Origin of the sequence: Alteromonas naphthalenivorans (genome assembly GCF_000213655.1) — a bacterium.
GTDB classification, from domain to species: domain Bacteria; phylum Pseudomonadota; class Gammaproteobacteria; order Enterobacterales; family Alteromonadaceae; genus Alteromonas; species Alteromonas naphthalenivorans.
The window spans coordinates 757,601-774,470 of the sequence record NC_015554.1 but is presented as its reverse complement, the minus strand read 5'-3'; the positions used below and the strand labels follow the sequence as shown (position 1 = coordinate 774,470).

The window sequence follows — 16,870 nt, the reverse complement described above, 5'->3', positions numbered from 1 at the left end:
CCATCTAAATACCCACCTGTTTTGGGATGAAGAAACAAGCGGTGCCGTAAGTTATCCTTATCACGGTAAATAACTCCTGCACTGAATCAAGAGTGGATAGGCGCGTGGATATACTCTATTTTTCATACAGAAGGATGGAAAGCTTAACCCCCACCCGACTGTGAATGGATAACCATGTAAACCGGCTGAACATTATTTAAAAGTTATATTGAAGCTGGGCGATAATTTCGCGAGGCTGCCCCGGGAAGTGGCCATTCCTTTCGCTAAATCCGCTTACTGCATATTCTTTATCAAACACGTTATTCACGTTTACGCTAAGTAAAACCGCGTCCCATCGTGTCGTCCAGCTTGCATCAAACACAGTGAAAGGTTTTACCTTTTGCGCATCTGCACTTATTTGCTCACTCACGTAATTCACCCCAAAAGCAATCGAAGAGTCGATACTATTAATGGCATACCTTGTCCATAAGCCTGCTTGATGACGTGGCGCGTTCACAAATCTATCGCCCGCACCAAACGTGTTACTTGAGCTACCGTCAACTACAATAGTATCGTTATACGCGTAATTTGCAGTCACGCTGATGGTGTCGCTTATATCACCTACCAAGGTAAATTCAGCACCGTCACTTTCCACCACCCCAAAGTTGATGAGCGCCGATTCGCTATCGTCATTCACACCTTCGATATAGTCTGGGTTGCTATACACTAAGTTTTCTTTACTAATGTGGTACACGGCTAATGTGGTCATAATGCTGCCGTTTAACCACTCGTTTTTCACACCGAACTCAATGGCATCGCCGCTAACAGGTTCAAGGGCAGTAACATTGGCATCAGCTTGGTCAGTGGCGTCAACGGGGTTAAAGCTTTCTGAATAGTTGGCGTACACCGACATGGCGTCAAAAGGCTTGTACGTAATTCCAGCACGATACGTAACGTCTGAATCATCGTATTCGGTGCCAGTTTCTTTATCTCGCTCGTCAAATCTATCGAAGCGCGCGCCAGCCATCACAATAATATTATCTGTTAAGTTCACCATATCCTGAACATACAACCCTTGGCGATTACGACGTATGCCGTCTCTTTCTAGGTCTGTCAGGTTATAAGTACTTGGGTCTGTTTCACCATAATTTAAGGTGAAAATATTAAGATTGGCAACACCGTCAGCCTCATAGCGAGCACGCAAGTAATCGTACTCTGTGTCCATATAGTGCCAATCGCCACCAAATAGGAATTGATGTTCTATACCCGCTGCGTTGAAATCGTAAACAAAGTCGGTGGTTAAGCTAACTTCATCATTAGCACGGTATTGGTCGCGATATTCACGTTGAATAGTCTGGTCATCAATATTAGCTTCGCCGTCGCCGTTAACATCAACCCAACTTCGTGACTCGTGATAAGCCTGATCTCGCTCGTTCGTTAAATAGCGAAGGGTAGAACTAACCTTGAATGTGTCGCTGAAGGTGTGTGCTAGCTGGGTTTGAAAGACGAATGCCTCCATATCTTGAAAGTCACTTTCTTCGTTCGCGTTATAGGTTAAATCAACAAGGAAATTTCCCTCGTCATCTACCGGCACGCCACGCAGTCGGTGGCCACCTAGGTTTTGTACAATGTAATCGAAGGTAGTGGTTAAACGGGTATTGTCGCTAGCATCGTAAAGCAAGCCGCCAGTAAGTTCGATATTTTCCATATCCGCATTATTTCTAAAGCTATCTTGGGCTTCATAAAAACCACCAATTCGATAGGCTACATCTTCGCTTAGCCCACCTGTAGCTTCACCTGAAATACCACGAAGGTCATAGTTTCCACCTGTTAGGGTAATTTCTTTATTCTGGGTGAACGTAGGTTTTTTGGTGACGTAATTAATCATGCCACCAGGCTCTCCACCACCGTATAATGCTGCCGCAGGGCCTTTCAGCACTTCTACTCTGGCCACATTAAATAAGTCAGGTACACTGAAACCTGAGTAAGGATCGCCCCTTACCCCATCATAAAATACGTTGTCTTCATCTCGAAAGCCGCGAAATGTCACGCCTGAATAGCTGTACTCGCTGACACCAGCGATAGAGCGATATAAGTCAGTAATATCACGCGCAGCTTGGTCAGCAATAAGTTGCGCACTTAGAACTTGTGCAGACATGGGAATATCGATGAGATCGGCATCGGTTTTGGTACCAATTTTAGTTTTGGTATCTAAATAAAACTGCTGCGCCCTGCCCTTTACCTCAACACGCTCTACCGTGTCAGTTTCAACTTCTTGCGCTGAAACTGCGGCTTGAGCATGAACGACAGAACTAAGCCCTAGAGAAACAACACCAGATAAGCCAGAAAGAAAAATTCCAAGTGAGGTAGCGTTGCGCGACATTATTTATATTCCACTAAAGTACAAAGGGCTAAAAATCTAGCGCACACCCCAACTCAAATGAGAATCATTTTCAATTAAGCGCTGAGAACTTTACTTTCATTAAAATAAATGTCGCGATACGTTAAACAATCCCACCGTTAGCCCGCAATACTTGCCCATTTACCCAATGCCCTTCATCGCTAGCTAAAAAGCCAACTACATTAGCAATGTCTTCAGGCTGCCCTAGCCTTTCCATAGGGCTCATATTGGCAAGTTTATCGATGAATTCTTGAGATTTCCCCTCGGTAAACAGGTCTGTTTCCGTAGGCCCTGGCGCGACACAGTTCACCGAAATATTTTTACCTCTTAGCTCTTTTGACAAGATAGCGGACATGGTCTCTACCGCTGACTTAGTCGCGGCATACACACCATAGCGCTCTAATTTAAGCCCCACTACACTGGTGGAAAGGTTAATGATACTTCCGCCTTCATGAAGTTGGGTCGATGCTAACCGGAGCATGTTAAATACACCTTTCATGTTAACGTCGAACTGTTTGTTAAAATCTTCATCGCTCGTATCGGCTAACGGTGAAAGCGCCATCACGCCCGCATTGTTCACCAGTACATCTACCTTACCAAATTCTTGTAACGCTGCTTCAAACAAGCTTTGTGCCTGAGTGTTTTTCGACACATCAGCTTTTACCGCAATCGCTTGTCCACCTTTGCTTTTAATCTGTTCAACAAGTTCGTTTGCAGCATCACTACTACTGGCATAATTAACTACCACGGCAAAACTATTCGCCGCCAACGTTTCAACGATGCTTGCGCCAATGCCTTTCGCGCCACCTGTTACCAAGGCTACTCTTACATTTTTCATATGCCACCTGCTGTTTAATTGTTTAAATCCTTAGCCAATACGGGTTCAATTGTTGGGTTAATTATTGCTGCATTGACTACGGAGCAATCCTAGTTACAAATTCATACCCACACCAAAGGCAGAAAGATTGATTTTGGTTTGTGAAATCTTGCCTAAGGTGATTGGCGATGTGTTTTTAAGCTGAGCTTTAGCAATTGATTTTGTATTACTTTTTTGATTTATGATCTAAAAATGTAAATTTACAAATAAAAATCATTTTTATTTGCATTGGAGAAAGTTAAACTTTAGTCTACTGCAACTTTAAACTGTTTTGTGCAAAAAACGCGCATAAGTCACGGCCCTATTTGCAAGGAGCAATAAAGGTGAACTCGGCAATATTTATAGGCGCAATCGTCTGTTTACTGGCTACTCTAGTGTTTTACGCGGGCTGTCCAAACCAACAATGGTTTAAGAAAAAGCCATTATCATTTAACACCGCACTGTTAATTGCATTGACGCTATTGGTCTTAAGCACGGTAATATTCAGCTCGACGTTTTCATTACCAGCCGCCATCTATACCGTTATCACACTGTGTATGCTGCTGTTGGGAACTATCCCCTTCTTTACCCGTTACGCGGTGCCACTTAAATCTGTACGCTCTCGTGGTACAGGGCTCACCAGGGATGAAAGTTACAGTACGTTTAAGCCGCACTGGTGGTTAAAAACGATAGGTGCAACACTGATTAGTTTTCCCTTTGCGCTGTTCACTAGCGGTTTAATTAGTCAATTTTTTCTTTCCAATACACCTCTTGATGTGAAGAGCCAATTTTTAATGTGGCTGATAGTCCCTTTTTGGTTAACCCCGTTAAGCCTCATCTTTTTTGCTAAAAAGCCTTGGCCACCACTGGTTATGCTCTCGCTTATCACACTGATTGAATTCGCCGTTTTACAGGTTCAGGGGTAACACCAATGAAATTACAGAATTATAAAAGTTATCAGCAAGTACACATTTGGACCGGTATTATTTCAGGCCTGCTGCTTTTCATTTGTTTTGTGGCTGGGGCCCTAACCATGTTCAAGGCGCCATTGAATGTATGGGCCATGCATGAAAAAAATGCGCTTCCTGCTATTGAGCTAAACCAATACGACAGCTTAATTAAAACCGTTTTACAGACTCACCCCGAAGCTAGCAAAGAAATGACGGTTTATTTACCGTCTGCCCAGCCAAATCATGCCCCCGTTACTTGGACTATTGAAGACGATGACACGCATTCGCACACTTTTTGGCATGCCTCATTAGACAGCGCAGGGAAATTGGTAAGCGAACAAACTCACATTTCAGCTATTGGTGATTTTCTCGATCATATACACCGTACCGCCGGCATTCCTGGAGGCGACGAGCATGATGCGCTAGGCATCTTCGTGATGGGGTTCGTGTGTATCTTGTACTTTGTGGCCATAGTGTCAGGTTTAATTATTTTCTTGCCTACGTGGTTTAAAGACTTATTTAGCTTGCGTAAGAAGAAAAGCGGAAAGCGTTTTTGGGTAGATTTTCATAATATCTTGGGCGTTAGCGCCCTCCCTTTCCACATTATCATTGCCATCACCACAATCGTGTTTGCTTACCACGATATTCTATATGGCAGCATGCAACAGTGGATTTATAAAGACAGCCCGATGTTCAATCGACCGGCACCGACAGATATGGATAGAAGCATTGAAAGGCTGATTTCTATAGAGCAATTAACTAAAGAAATTACCGACATTGAACCCGAGTTTGAGATTGCAGAACTCCGCTTTACAGGCCTAGGGACACCCCGTGCAAGGGTGCTAGTTGGTGGAGAATTAGTGGGGGAAATTATACGTGGGCCTGATTACGCTTTCTGGGTTACCGATCCTTACACGGCCTCTTCAGGTTATACCGCTATGCTGCCGTCTATTTCTGGCGTGCCAGGCAAGGTAGTGAATAGTTTCTTTACCCTGCATTTTGGAGGATTTGGTGGTTCGTTTGTACACTGGGTATATTTTGCTATGGGCTTAAGCGGCGCACTGCTATTTTTAACTGGCAACGTGGTTTGGGTAGAGTCTCGGCGTAAAAAACAGCTACAAAATAATGCGCCAGTAGAGCAAAAACGCTCGGTTCGTATTATGGCTAGGCTAACCATTGGAGTGTGTGCAGGTACGGTTGTGGGAATCATTCTGTCATTGCTGGCAGCGAAAGTGTTCTCTATCGATAATCCAAACATTCGTACTTATCAGCTTATCGCCTATTACATCGGCTTTTTCACGCCTGTGATCTACAGCTTCATGATGCCACCAATAAAAGCCGCTATTCATTCATTATATCTCTCGTGTTTGCAACTCCTTACCACCATGGGCATTACCCTTTATTTCAGCAGCAGTAGCTTATCTTCAAGCATTGATATCGGAGTTTGCTTAGTGTCAGCAATCATATTGCTCGCATTCTTATTTACCGCACGTCATTTGGAAAAACGCCGTTCGGCTATTCCTATCGATTCGGTGTGGGCTTAATCAGATAGCAAGATATCTAGGAACAATGAAAATGGAATGAGTATTTTCACAGTGTAGGTAGTTGCGCTAGCCGTTGGCGCAATCTACTCACTTTAAACCGCACTTTTAATTTAAGCCCCCAAAAATAAGAGCCCCTTCAAAGGTGGCCACATTGCGCATTTACACTTACTTAAAGGAAAAAATTACTATGGCTTTCGGCTCTACAGTAAACGTATCAAATAGAAATTCCACACGGCTATCATCCAGTTTTTTACCATGCACATCGTTGCTAGCACTTGCTATTTCTTCCGCCATAAGCGGCGTGCAGGCACAAGAGATACAAACCCCAGATAGAGATATCACTGATATTGAAAAAATTGTAGTGATAGGTGAAAAAGCGAATCGCTCATTAAAAGACTCTACTACGTCGATTTCTGTTCTAACCGAAGAAGCGATTAATAATACTCAATATAAATCAATATCTGATGCCATATCTGACATAGCAAATGTAGTAGTGCCCTCGGGTTCCCTGCCAGATATTCGCGGCGTCTCTGGTAACGGCGCTGCTGGTGGCTTTAATTCCATTTCAGGTGGTGCTAATGGACGGGTAATGACGTTGATTGATGGCGTTTCACAACCTTTCGTAGCTGACTTAAGCGGCGACTCCGGCATGTGGGATCTACAACAAATAGAAGTTTACCGCGGCCCGCAATCTACCAGTAATGGTCGTAACAGTATTGGCGGTGCAGTCTATATTAAAACAAATGATCCAACCCAAGAGTGGGAAGGCGCTGCTCGTATAGGTTACAGAAATAACGATCAATATATAGACACCGCCGGAGTAATTTCCGGCCCTCTAATTGAAGATACACTTGCGTTTCGACTGAGCGTTCAAAATCTTAATGCCGATACCATTACCGATGGTGAGGGTTATGAATCTAACCCGCCAGACTATGATATTGATAAAATTGAAACTCAACGAGTGCGCGGTAAATTGCTGTGGACACCGTCTAACGACTTATCATTCACACTTTCCCATACCTACAATAATGAAGAAGGTGATACTGGCCGCGTTTATTATGCACTTGAGAATTTGGAAGAATACAACCGCATTTATTACCGTGATATCAGCACAGAATCTTCAACAACTGCATTGAGTACGCAGTACGTTATCTCTGACAATGTATCCTTCGATATGCTGGTTTCATTTATGGACTATGAATGGGGGTTTGATACCTATGAAGCCTCTGATGAAGCAGAACAAACACTTATTTTTGATGAAACCAATGTAACGGTAGATGCAAAAATTAACTTTGCCTTACCGAACCACAACATTGATGGCTTTGTTGGCTTGTACTACTTCGAGCGTGAGCAAGATATTTTGAGTACAGGCGCATACCCCTACTACGGTGATGATGAAAGTGAATCCATTGCTGTATATGGTGAAACCACATTTGCACTTTCAGATAAATTCAACATTATTGCGGGTTTACGGGTAGAACGAGAAAGCCAATCTAGACACTTTGTGTACGAGCCAATAGATTCCAATCTTGATGACGATACCAACATATTTTTACCTAAGTTCGTTGTTCAATACGCTTTTACACCACAGACGACGTTAGCGTTTAGTGCGCGTAAAGGCTACAACGCAGGCGGCGGTGCACTCAACTTTACCGCGCAAGAGTACTATTACTATGAAGAAGAGAAGGTAAACACGTTCGAGTTAAGTAGCCGAACCCAATTTGAAAATGGTGCTGGCTTTATTAGTGCCAACATTTTCTACAACGACTACGATGGCTTTCAAGCATTAAGCTCTACGCGTTTCATCACCAAAATGCCAAGTGTAGCCACCTACGGTGCTGAGTTAGAAGTACATGCCAACGTAACTGATAGCATAGAAGTGAACGCTGGAATGGGTTTACTTCATTCAGACATTAAAGATGCCGGCGCGGATTACACCGATGCCCAAGGTAATGAACTAAACTCAGCGCCTAGCTTTAACGCTAATGTAGGTGCCAAATATTGGGTGACAGATGCCATAAGCGTAGGTGGTTCTGTTCGTTACATTGGTGAATACTTTGGCGACTTTACGAATACCGCAGAACGGGTTGCAGGTGATTATACCATCGCGCGTTTTACCGCAAACTATACCTCGGATAACTGGCTACTTACTGCGTATTTAGATAATGCCTTCGATGAGGCGGCACTGGTATCGCAAGAACCTAGCAGCGCCCGCTATCCGGGTGGTTATGCTGCCATTGTAGATCCGCGCACAGTTGGCGTATCGGCCACCTACCGCTTCTAAAAAAAAAAGAGGCAGAGTGTACTTAATCTCAAACTAAGGAAGCGAAGTACACTCCGCCCCTATTTCTTTTAGGGCGCTACTCAAAATTTTGATGCGTCTTAGTATTTGTATCAACGAGCAATAGCTTACCGTTTACATCAAAAATGGCGGTGGTAACAACAATTAAAATATCTGCCACTGTTGTATACACATTTGCGCTTGTCTCCACCCTTCCACCATCAGATAAGTTTGTTGCTCCAGATGACGTACTGACAGAAATATCGCTGATAGACAAATTGCTTGCCGTTAAGTTTAATGTTTCAGCTAAAGAGACGGGGTGGCTGTACATAATATTGCCTGTAGTGTCGAATCCCCTAACGATAACCACATCATCTACCTGCTTCACCGCTACACAATCAGACGAACAAGCGAAAGTCTGATTAGTTAACAAGCCACTGCTTAATAACAAAACAAAAATAAAACGCTTCATATTGTAATCCTTCCCGCTAGTTTCTCACTCATCACCTGTTCAAATAATATACTGACAAACATTGAAGCAGCTCAGATTTACTCGAGGTTTACACTAACCTCATAGATAAGTTAGAAAGACGGGTGGCAGAATAGATTATTGTTATTCCCCCCCTCAACAGACCCATCCCAATTTTTATCCTTATCGATTAGCCATAACAGCCGTCAATCTGATTTAAGCGTTCGTATTTACTAATACAAGCATTGTTCGTATATTTGCCCATGTATATTCTTGAACCTAAGCAGCTAGATAATGGCTTTTAACATTAGGCGGTCGATAAGAAGTACTTTAAAGAGGACCATCTACGGGACTAGAAACCTCGACGTTAAACATCTATTTGCAGAATTAAGGATGCTGACATCGAGTGGTCTATGCTGAGTAGGCAACGCTGTTAAACAGGAGGTTTACGTAGGCCGGGATGCTAATAATAAAAAGTATATATCTAATCGCAGTTAGATATGTTTTCAAAGGAACTCGTGTAGGGTTAAAGATAACTCAAAAGGAATTTATAAAAATGCAAACAACATCACATCGAGTATATAAACCAACACAAGCATATATCTCAGCAACATGGGCCGCCCTTGCGATTGGGGTTATTGGTTACCTTGTTGGATTATGGAATGCCAACATTTTACTTAATGAAAAAGGCTATTATTTAGCCATATTTATTTTAGCCATGTTTTCAGCCGTAACCTTGCAAAAGACGGTAAGAGATAAACAAGAAGGTCTTCCAACCACCACGGTTTTTGTAGGTATGTGTTGGGCTGCGTTCTTTAGTTCTATCGCCTTGCTGGGTATTGGTCTTTTTAACGCCGACATGTTCCTAAGTGAAAAAGGATTTTACGGCATGGCATTTATACTTAGCTTATTTGCTATTATTACGGTTCAGAAAAACATCCGCGATTTAACCAATGATGATGGAACCACGCTGTCTTCTGCATACCCTGGCGTAGCAAATAGCCTTGATGTAGCACTAGAAACCACAGACATCGTGGGCGAATAAATCGAAAGGAAACGTGAAGGGGTCAGAGTATTTAATTGACTTTAAATGCTCCGATCTCATTATTTAAAAATTCAACTCCGCCAGTACAAACCTATTCTTCCACTCATAAACAGCCAATACGCCAACAAATAATGCTTCACCACCGATAAAAAGAAAACCAACGGGGCTTAATGTTTGGACATACAGAACGACAATAGCAACACAGATAACTACCCAAACACTGTTTGCGGTAGAGAGCACCTTAATGGCCATCAAGCTTCTCTGGTTTGACAATGCCAGCGCTAATGCATAGCAACCATAAAGAATGTTTGCGCTTGCTAGGAATAAAATAACGTTAAGGGGCAAACGATAAAGCTCACTAACCCATTTAGCTAAGGCAAATAACACTAACCCCACTGCTAATCCAGCACTACCATCTATGTGTAAAACATTGATATTTTTACGCAACATCATCAAGGCCCTTTGAATTTATTCTGAAATTCCATCTAGTAAATAAACGTTAAAACAGCCAGAAAACACCGCATCGGTGTTGCTTGACGTCTATTCAACAAACGTCCATGCCACGAATCGGCTTTGCTTTTGTCCCTGCCCCATGTCTACTTTCAGAAATTTTGTTGCACCATAGTAATTAATGCTGGTTTCAATGGGTTTTAGGTGGTCGCTTTTAGACACTAAACAAGTGAACCAATCTACCTGTGTTTTAAACGCCACACTTTCAATGATCATGCGCTGAATGAAGGCAAGTTCGCCCCCTTCGCACCACAGTTCATTACCGGTTCCTGCAAAGTTTAGCTTTACGCTACTGATATCGGGTTTCGCTTTAGCAGAGGTATGTGCGTTTGTATTAGCTTGAATATCAACACGAGGCTTTTTGCCACTTCGTTTTTGCTTATTTCCTTTAAGACCGATGGCTTTGCGCTCGCTTCCCAGCGCCGCAGCTTCGGCAGATTTGTGAAACGGAGGGTTACACATGGTGAAAGTGAAGTGTTCATTGGGCTGAATAATGCCCTCAAAGATTTTCGCTTTATTCGGCTGCTTTCGTACCGACAATAAAGGGGAAAGCTTTGGGTTTTTGTTGGCAATTGATTTCGCCGATTTCACGGATACCGCATCGATGTCGCTTCCCACAAACTGCCAACCATAGCTTTGACTGCCAATGATAGGATAAATGGCGTTAGCCCCAATCCCCACATCCAGCCCTTTTACCTCATCGCCTTTGGGGATAACGCCACCATTGGAACGCGCCAATACGTCGGCAATGCCGTGAATATAGTCAGCTCGACCAGGAACAGGCGGGCATAAATACCCATTAGGTATGTCCCACGTTTTGAGTCCATAGTAATGAATAAGCAATGCTGCATTCAACGCTTTCACGGCGTCTTGATTAGCAAAGTCGATGCTTTTCTTGCCACTCTTAGCATTAATCACATAGCCCGATAATGCAGGATGTGCTTGGCACAGCGCGGCCATCGGGTAGCCATTTCTATGTAAATTACGGGTGTGCATACTAGTACTAGCGTTTGAATTAGCTGGTTTTGTTATTGCCAAAGGTGAGTTCCTATATTCAGCGTCTATTTTACTTCGGGCTGTCACCTAAAAGGAATCGGGCTCCCGCTCCATTCTCGGCAATGTTATCGTTTTTATTGTACAGGTTGCATTTGTCTAAAGACAAACAGCCACAGCCGATGCATCCCTCCAATGAGGATTGTAACGCTGTTAGCTCTGATATACGCCTTGCTATGTGTGCATTAAATATTTCACTAAGCTTAGCCCAGTCTTCTTTATTCGGCGTACGTTTATCGGGCAGCGTATTAAGAAGTTGCCGAATATCTTCTAGTGCATAACCCAATTTCTGAGCGATTAAAATAAACGACACCCTACGTATAACCGAACGAGGAAACATCCTGTTTCCTCCAGATGTTCGCACAGAGGGTATGAGAGATTCGTTCGCGTAATAACGTATAAGCGATACAGCATTGCCAGTTCGCTTTGCGACAAAGCCAATGCTAACAAGGGGTTCAGGAGCCATTTTAAAAAAGTTAAACTTAATGCTTGATCTAAAGTTAGCTTGAGATATTAAGCTGTTTCTAACGATTAATCCATAACCCCATTTAATCAATAAGGAAACACTATGCAACCGGCTATACTTGAACACGCTAACATTACGGTCAAGGATCCAGATGCCATCGCGAACACATTATGTGAACTATTTGACTGGCATATTCGTTGGAGCGGCCCTGCCAAAGATGATGGCTATACGGTACATGTCGGCACAGATAGCGCTTATTTGGCACTGTACAAACCGAAGCAGTTTAACCATATTTCAAAAATTGAACTCGGTGAAAATACATTTGATCACACTACCCCAGCTCATATTAATCATTTAGGTATTGTGGTCGAGAATTTAGATGATGTTGAAAAGAAAGTATTTACCTTAGGTTTTAATACATACAACCATGGGGATTATGAACCAGGAAGACGTTTTTATTTCATGCTTGGCGAAGGACTTGAAGCCGAAGTAGTATCGTATACCAGCTAAGCAGCTGTGGTAAGAAAATGGAAAAATGGGGTCAAAGTTAATTAAAATGTACTTTGACCTCATTTTTTATGACCTCATTTTTATTTTGCTTCGCCCTCGGTGTGCGCTAACCCACCGCCTAACACTTTATAAAGTGTTAGGCGGTTTGATAGTTCGGCTTGGCGAGTGGTAATAAGCGACTGCTTAGCGCTATACATAGTTCGCTGCGATTCCAATGCAGTCTGAAAACTATCTACACCATTTTCATACCTTGCTAAAGACAACTCATAGCTTCGTGTTGAAGCTTCAACCAAGGCATCTTCAGCATCGAGTTGATCTCGAATAGTCGCTCGTCTTGCCAATGCATCAGCAACTTCGGTAAACGCACTTTGAATGGCATATTCATAGGCGGCTAAGTACTTCTGCTGCTGGGCTTCACTGTAGGCCAAGTTTGCCTTGTTCTCACCACCATCAAATATGGGCAAGCTAATGCTAGGCGCTATGCTCCAAATTGAACTGGCACCGCCACTGAAAATATCCGATAACACTGAGCTGGCAAGCCCGCCCGTCGCAGTAAGCGATATGGTAGGGAAGAACGCTGCGCGTGCCGCACCAATATTCGCATTAGCCGATTTCAAATCATGCTCAGCAGATAACACATCAGGTCGCACTAACAATACGTCTGACGACACTCCCGCAGGCACATCCGTCACCAAGCTGTCACTTCCTCCATAGGAGTCAGCAGGCAAGGTATAAGCAAGCAAACTGTCATCAAATTTCTCACCCACTAACAAGCGCAGCGCATTTTTGTCTTGCTCCACTTGGGTTTTATAGCTAGCTATGTCAGAACGTGCGTTGTAATAAATGGTTTCAGCACTCGCTACATCTATACGTGAATCAACACCGTAGGATAAACGTTTATTCGTAATATCCATGGCTTGTTTAGCGTTACTGGCCGTTTCTTCCGCTAGGCTTAGTAGATTACTATCGGCCGCTAAGGTTAACCACGCATTGGCAACTTCACCAATAAGGGAAATTTTTGCTGCCTTGGCCGTTTCACTGCTGGCTAAATAAGTTTCCATTTCAGCTTCAGATAAACTGCGATTTTTACCAAATAAGTCTAGCTCGTAACTGCTGAATCCCGCTTGAGCTTCGTATGTTGTGTCAATTTCACCGGTTGAGTACTTGGTGCGATCGCCACTTAAACTCACATTTACATCAGGAAATAAGTCTGACCGCTGAATACGGTAAGTTGCCCTGGCCGACTCTACATCTGCAATAGTTTCTCGCAGGCTTCGATTACTGCTTAGCGCTAAATCGATGACCTGTTCTAAACGCTCATCTTTTATAAAGTCTTTCCACGGTATATCTAAGGCTTGTTGCGAGGACAACCCTTGAGTGTCCTCTACGGTTTTCTCTATGGCTTCGAATTGCCATTCATTGGCAACCGATGAATTGGAACGCTCATACTCTGGCGCCATTGAACTGCAACCCGCTAGCACAATTGCCGCGGCGATAGGCAACAGCCTAACGCTGCGTGTAAAAGTAAGGTTTGAGGATAAGCGTTTCATTATAGGAAAATTAATCATGGCCATTCTCCAACTGCTTAGTACTTACAGCCCCCGCCGTTTGCTCACCACCTACTTCGCTTCCATCATTATTGTAAATAGTACGACGTTTTGGGAATAACCCTCGTACTAATACGAAGAACATAGGCACTAAAAATATACCGAGTACTGTTGCCGTAAATGTTCCGCCAATAATTCCTGTTCCAATTGATATACGGCTGTTTGCTCCAGCACCCGATGAAATAGCCAAAGGCAATATACCGAACATAAAGGCTAACGACGTCATAATAATCGGGCGCAACCTCAGCTTCGCTGCATTGACTGCCGCATCAATTAATGACATTCCTTTTTGATATGAGGCTTCCGCAAATTCCACAATTAATATGGCGTTTTTAGCGGCAAGACCTATAGTCGTTAACAACGCGACTTGGAAATATATATCGTTATCCAACCCTCGCATGGTGGACGCAAGGGCCGCACCTACAACGCCCAATGGAATAACCATAATCACCGAGAATGGCACCGACCAACTTTCATACAAGGCAGCTAATGCTAAGAACACTACCAAAATTGAAATGGCGTACAAGGTAGATGACTGACCGCTTGAAAGCTTTTCTTGATAAGACAACCCACTCCACGCGTAGGTTAGTTTGCCCTGACCAACTTCATCAGCCAACCTTTCCATTTCAGCCATGGCTTGGCCCGAACTCACGCCACTAGCGGCAGCACCTTGAATTTGGTACGACGCAATACCATTAAAGCGCGATAAACTTTGCGGTGCGCTAGACCAAGACGACGAGCTAAAGGCTTCAAATGACGTCATGGTAGTTTCACCATCGGCGTTAGTGCCTCGCACATACCATTCATTTAAATCTTCAGGTTTAGAGCGGTATTGCGCATCACTTTCGATGTACACTTTCTTCACGCGGCCATCGTCTATAAAGTCATTCACGTACGAACCAGCCCACGCAGAAGTGAGCGTATCGGCCACATCTGATAGCGATACGCCCAGAGCCGTCGCCTTACCATTATCAATATCAATTTTAAGCTGTGGCGTGTCGCTCAATGCACCATCACGAATACCTACAAACAACTCATTTTGACGGGCTTTATTTAGCAATTCACTTTTCAATGACGTTAGCTCATCACGGCTAGTACCCGCAGCCGCTTGAAGCTCAAAGGTAAAGCCATTACTTTGCCCTAACCCTTGTATTACCGGCTGCGACAATGCAAAAACGTTAGCATCGCGAATAGTCGATAGATTTTTATTCATGCGATTAATAAGGGCATCGGCACTTTCATCATCTTCGGTACGATCGTCCCAAGGCGATAAAGAGACAAATCCCATGCCCGCATTTTGACCACTTCCGGAGAAGTTAAACCCTGAAATAGAGAAGGCGCGAATAACCGTATTGGTTTCTTCTGTCATTAAATAGTCGGTGACTTGTTCGCCTACCGCACGGGTACGTTTTATTGAAGCGCCAGGAGGAAGGTTAACCTGAAACATCACACTGCCTTGGTCTTCTTGCGGTAAGAAACCGGTAGGCATACGTACTATTAGCACGCCTAGTACACCAATGATTACCGCGTACACAATCATCCAGCGCACTTTTTGATTGACCATACACCCTACTCGACCTGCGTAGGCATTGCTCATATTATCAAACTTGGTGTTAAACCAACCAAAGAAGCTTTGTCTTTTGCCTTTGCTTTCGCTTTTTCCTAATTTATCACCATGCTTTTCGCTAGGCGTTTTATGTTTGAGCAAGCTTGCACATAGCGTAGGGCTTAGGGTTAACGCCACAATTACCGACAATATCATTGACGATACAATGGCTACCGAAAACTGTTTATAAATAACGCCTATTGAGCCGCCGAAAAAGGCCATAGGCAAGAACACTGCTGACAATACAACGGCTATGCCGATAAGCGCACCCGTAATTTCTGACATGGATTTTATGGTGGCCTCTCGTGGCGACAGGTTGTCTTCTTCCATTAATCGCTCGACGTTTTCTACCACCACAATGGCGTCATCAACCAAGAGCCCGATTGAAAGTACAATACCAAACATGGTTAGGGTATTAATGGAAAAGCCAAAGGCAGAGAGCACGCCAAAGGTACCTAGCAATACAACCGGTACCGCAATGGCTGGAATAAGCGTGGCACGCCAATTTTGCAAAAATAGCCACATAACCAATACGACCAGTACAACCGCTTCAGCGAGCGTATGTACTACTTCGTTAATCGAAATTTTAATGAAGTCAGTGCTGTCTCGCGGAAACGTAACTTCATAACCATCCGGTAAGTTAGTCGCAAGCTGAGCCACTTTTTCTTTAACCCGTGTTGCCGTATCTAAGGCATTAGCACCTGGCGACAACATAACCGCTATACCCGAAGCCGGGTGGCCGTTCAGACGAGGGATAGCCGAGTAACTTTCGCTACCAATCTCTACTCTTGCCACATCGCTTAATAAGACATTTGCGCCCGTTGCATCGTATTTCACAATAATATTGCGGAACTGCTCTGGGGTAGACATCATCGACTGCGCGGTTACCGTGGCATTTAATTCTTGGCTGTCTGCTGATGGAATAGCACCAATATTTCCCGCAGGCACCTGAATGTTTTGCGCACCAAGTGCACTGGTAATATCCGATGGCATAAGCTCATAAGCTGCAAGCTTGGTTGGATCTAACCAAATGCGCATGGCGTATTCTGAACCAAACACACGGGTGTCTCCCACGCCTTCAATTCGAGCAATAGAGTCTTGCATGTTCGAAGAAATGTAATCAGAAATATCAAATGCTGACACCGTATCAGTAGAATCATAAACGGCGGTGACTAACAAAAAGTCGGTATTCGACTTAGTCACAGTAACCCCTTGAGATTGAACCGACTCAGGGAAACGAGAATTAACTTGCTCTACCTTATTTTGCACTTGAACTTGCGCGTAATCTGAGTCAGTACCTTGCTCAAACGTAATATTAACCGAGGCGCCACCATCTGAAGTACTCGACGATGAGAAATACAACAAACCATCAAGACCAGTAAGTTGCTGCTCTAATATTTGGGTAACACTATTTTCTACGGTTTCAGCATCTGCCCCTGTGTAGGTGGTACTCACACTGATGACGGGGGGCGCTATACTAGGGTACTGCGCTACAGGTAGCGACATAATAGAAGCAATACCTGCAAGCATGATAATGATGGAAATTACCCACGCGAAAACGGGGCGATCGATAAAAAAGCGCGCTAACATGAA

13 protein-coding genes are annotated in these 16,870 nt (G+C 43.7%); 5 read left to right on the top strand and 8 right to left on the bottom strand.

The features are described 5' to 3' along the window. Nucleotides 1-196 precede the first annotated feature (196 nt). Together AMBT_RS03295 and AMBT_RS03290 are read right to left on the bottom strand one after the other, a co-directional pair. Nucleotides 197-2,362, bottom strand: a complete 2,166-nt coding sequence (locus tag AMBT_RS03295; protein ID WP_013783163.1) for a TonB-dependent siderophore receptor — start codon at nt 2,360-2,362, stop codon at nt 197-199. 121 nt (nt 2,363-2,483) lie between these two features. Next, the gene (locus AMBT_RS03290; protein WP_013783162.1) at nt 2,484-3,218 is read right to left on the bottom strand and encodes an SDR family oxidoreductase; all 735 of its coding nucleotides are present in this window, start codon (nt 3,216-3,218) and stop codon (nt 2,484-2,486) included. Nucleotides 3,219-3,580: 362 nt separating this feature from the next. Here AMBT_RS03290 and AMBT_RS03285 point away from each other — a divergent pair, with 362 nt between their 5' ends. From AMBT_RS03285 to AMBT_RS03275, 3 genes are all read left to right on the top strand, one after another. Continuing rightward, entirely contained in the window at nt 3,581-4,162 is a 582-nt protein-coding gene (locus AMBT_RS03285) for a hypothetical protein (RefSeq protein WP_013783161.1), read from the top strand. A gap of 5 nt (nt 4,163-4,167) precedes the next feature. After that, nucleotides 4,168-5,730 (top strand): PepSY-associated TM helix domain-containing protein, encoded by a 1,563-nt coding sequence (locus AMBT_RS03280; RefSeq protein WP_013783160.1) that lies wholly within the window; start codon nt 4,168-4,170, stop codon nt 5,728-5,730. A 187-nt stretch (nt 5,731-5,917) separates the two neighbouring features. Then, nucleotides 5,918-8,014 (top strand): TonB-dependent receptor, encoded by a 2,097-nt coding sequence (locus tag AMBT_RS03275; RefSeq protein WP_013783158.1) that lies wholly within the window; start codon nt 5,918-5,920, stop codon nt 8,012-8,014. A gap of 76 nt (nt 8,015-8,090) precedes the next feature. Here AMBT_RS03275 and AMBT_RS03270 read toward each other — a convergent pair whose 3' ends face one another. Further along, nucleotides 8,091-8,483 (bottom strand): hypothetical protein, encoded by a 393-nt coding sequence (locus AMBT_RS03270; protein WP_013783157.1) that lies wholly within the window; start codon nt 8,481-8,483, stop codon nt 8,091-8,093. A gap of 553 nt (nt 8,484-9,036) precedes the next feature. Here AMBT_RS03270 and yiaA point away from each other — a divergent pair. Next, entirely contained in the window at nt 9,037-9,525 is a 489-nt protein-coding gene (gene yiaA / locus AMBT_RS03265) for an inner membrane protein YiaA (protein ID WP_013783156.1), read from the top strand. Nucleotides 9,526-9,588: 63 nt separating this feature from the next. On the opposite strand, the gene AMBT_RS03260 is transcribed toward yiaA, so the two are convergent. The 3 genes from AMBT_RS03260 to soxR all read right to left on the bottom strand — a co-directional run bounded on the left by AMBT_RS03260 (nt 9,589) and on the right by soxR (nt 11,554). Continuing rightward, nucleotides 9,589-9,978: a hypothetical protein gene (locus AMBT_RS03260; RefSeq protein WP_041452485.1), complete on the bottom strand. Its 390-nt coding sequence runs from the start codon at nt 9,976-9,978 to the stop codon at nt 9,589-9,591. A gap of 87 nt (nt 9,979-10,065) precedes the next feature. Beyond that, complete coding sequence (gene rlmF / locus AMBT_RS03255; RefSeq protein ID WP_041452736.1) at nt 10,066-11,031, bottom strand: 23S rRNA (adenine(1618)-N(6))-methyltransferase RlmF; 966 nt, start codon at nt 11,029-11,031, stop codon at nt 10,066-10,068. 70 nt (nt 11,032-11,101) lie between these two features. Next, a complete protein-coding gene (soxR, locus tag AMBT_RS03250) occupies nt 11,102-11,554 on the bottom strand; it encodes a redox-sensitive transcriptional activator SoxR (RefSeq protein WP_041452735.1) in 453 nt (150 codons plus the stop codon). Between the two features lie 102 nt (nt 11,555-11,656). On the opposite strand from soxR, the gene AMBT_RS03245 reads away from it, so the two are divergent. Continuing rightward, nucleotides 11,657-12,064: a VOC family protein gene (locus AMBT_RS03245; protein WP_013783152.1), complete on the top strand. Its 408-nt coding sequence runs from the start codon at nt 11,657-11,659 to the stop codon at nt 12,062-12,064. An 80-nt stretch (nt 12,065-12,144) separates the two neighbouring features. Here AMBT_RS03245 and AMBT_RS03240 read toward each other — a convergent pair whose 3' ends face one another. Together AMBT_RS03240 and AMBT_RS03235 are read right to left on the bottom strand one after the other, a co-directional pair. Further along, on the bottom strand, nt 12,145-13,632 hold the full coding sequence (locus AMBT_RS03240) for an efflux transporter outer membrane subunit (protein WP_013783151.1): 1,488 nt from the start codon (nt 13,630-13,632) through the stop codon (nt 12,145-12,147). Continuing rightward, on the bottom strand, nt 13,625-16,867 hold the full coding sequence (locus AMBT_RS03235; RefSeq protein WP_013783150.1) for an efflux RND transporter permease subunit: 3,243 nt from the start codon (nt 16,865-16,867) through the stop codon (nt 13,625-13,627). Before AMBT_RS03235 ends, AMBT_RS03240 begins: the two co-directional genes overlap by 8 nt. Nucleotides 16,868-16,870: the final 3 nt, after the last annotated feature.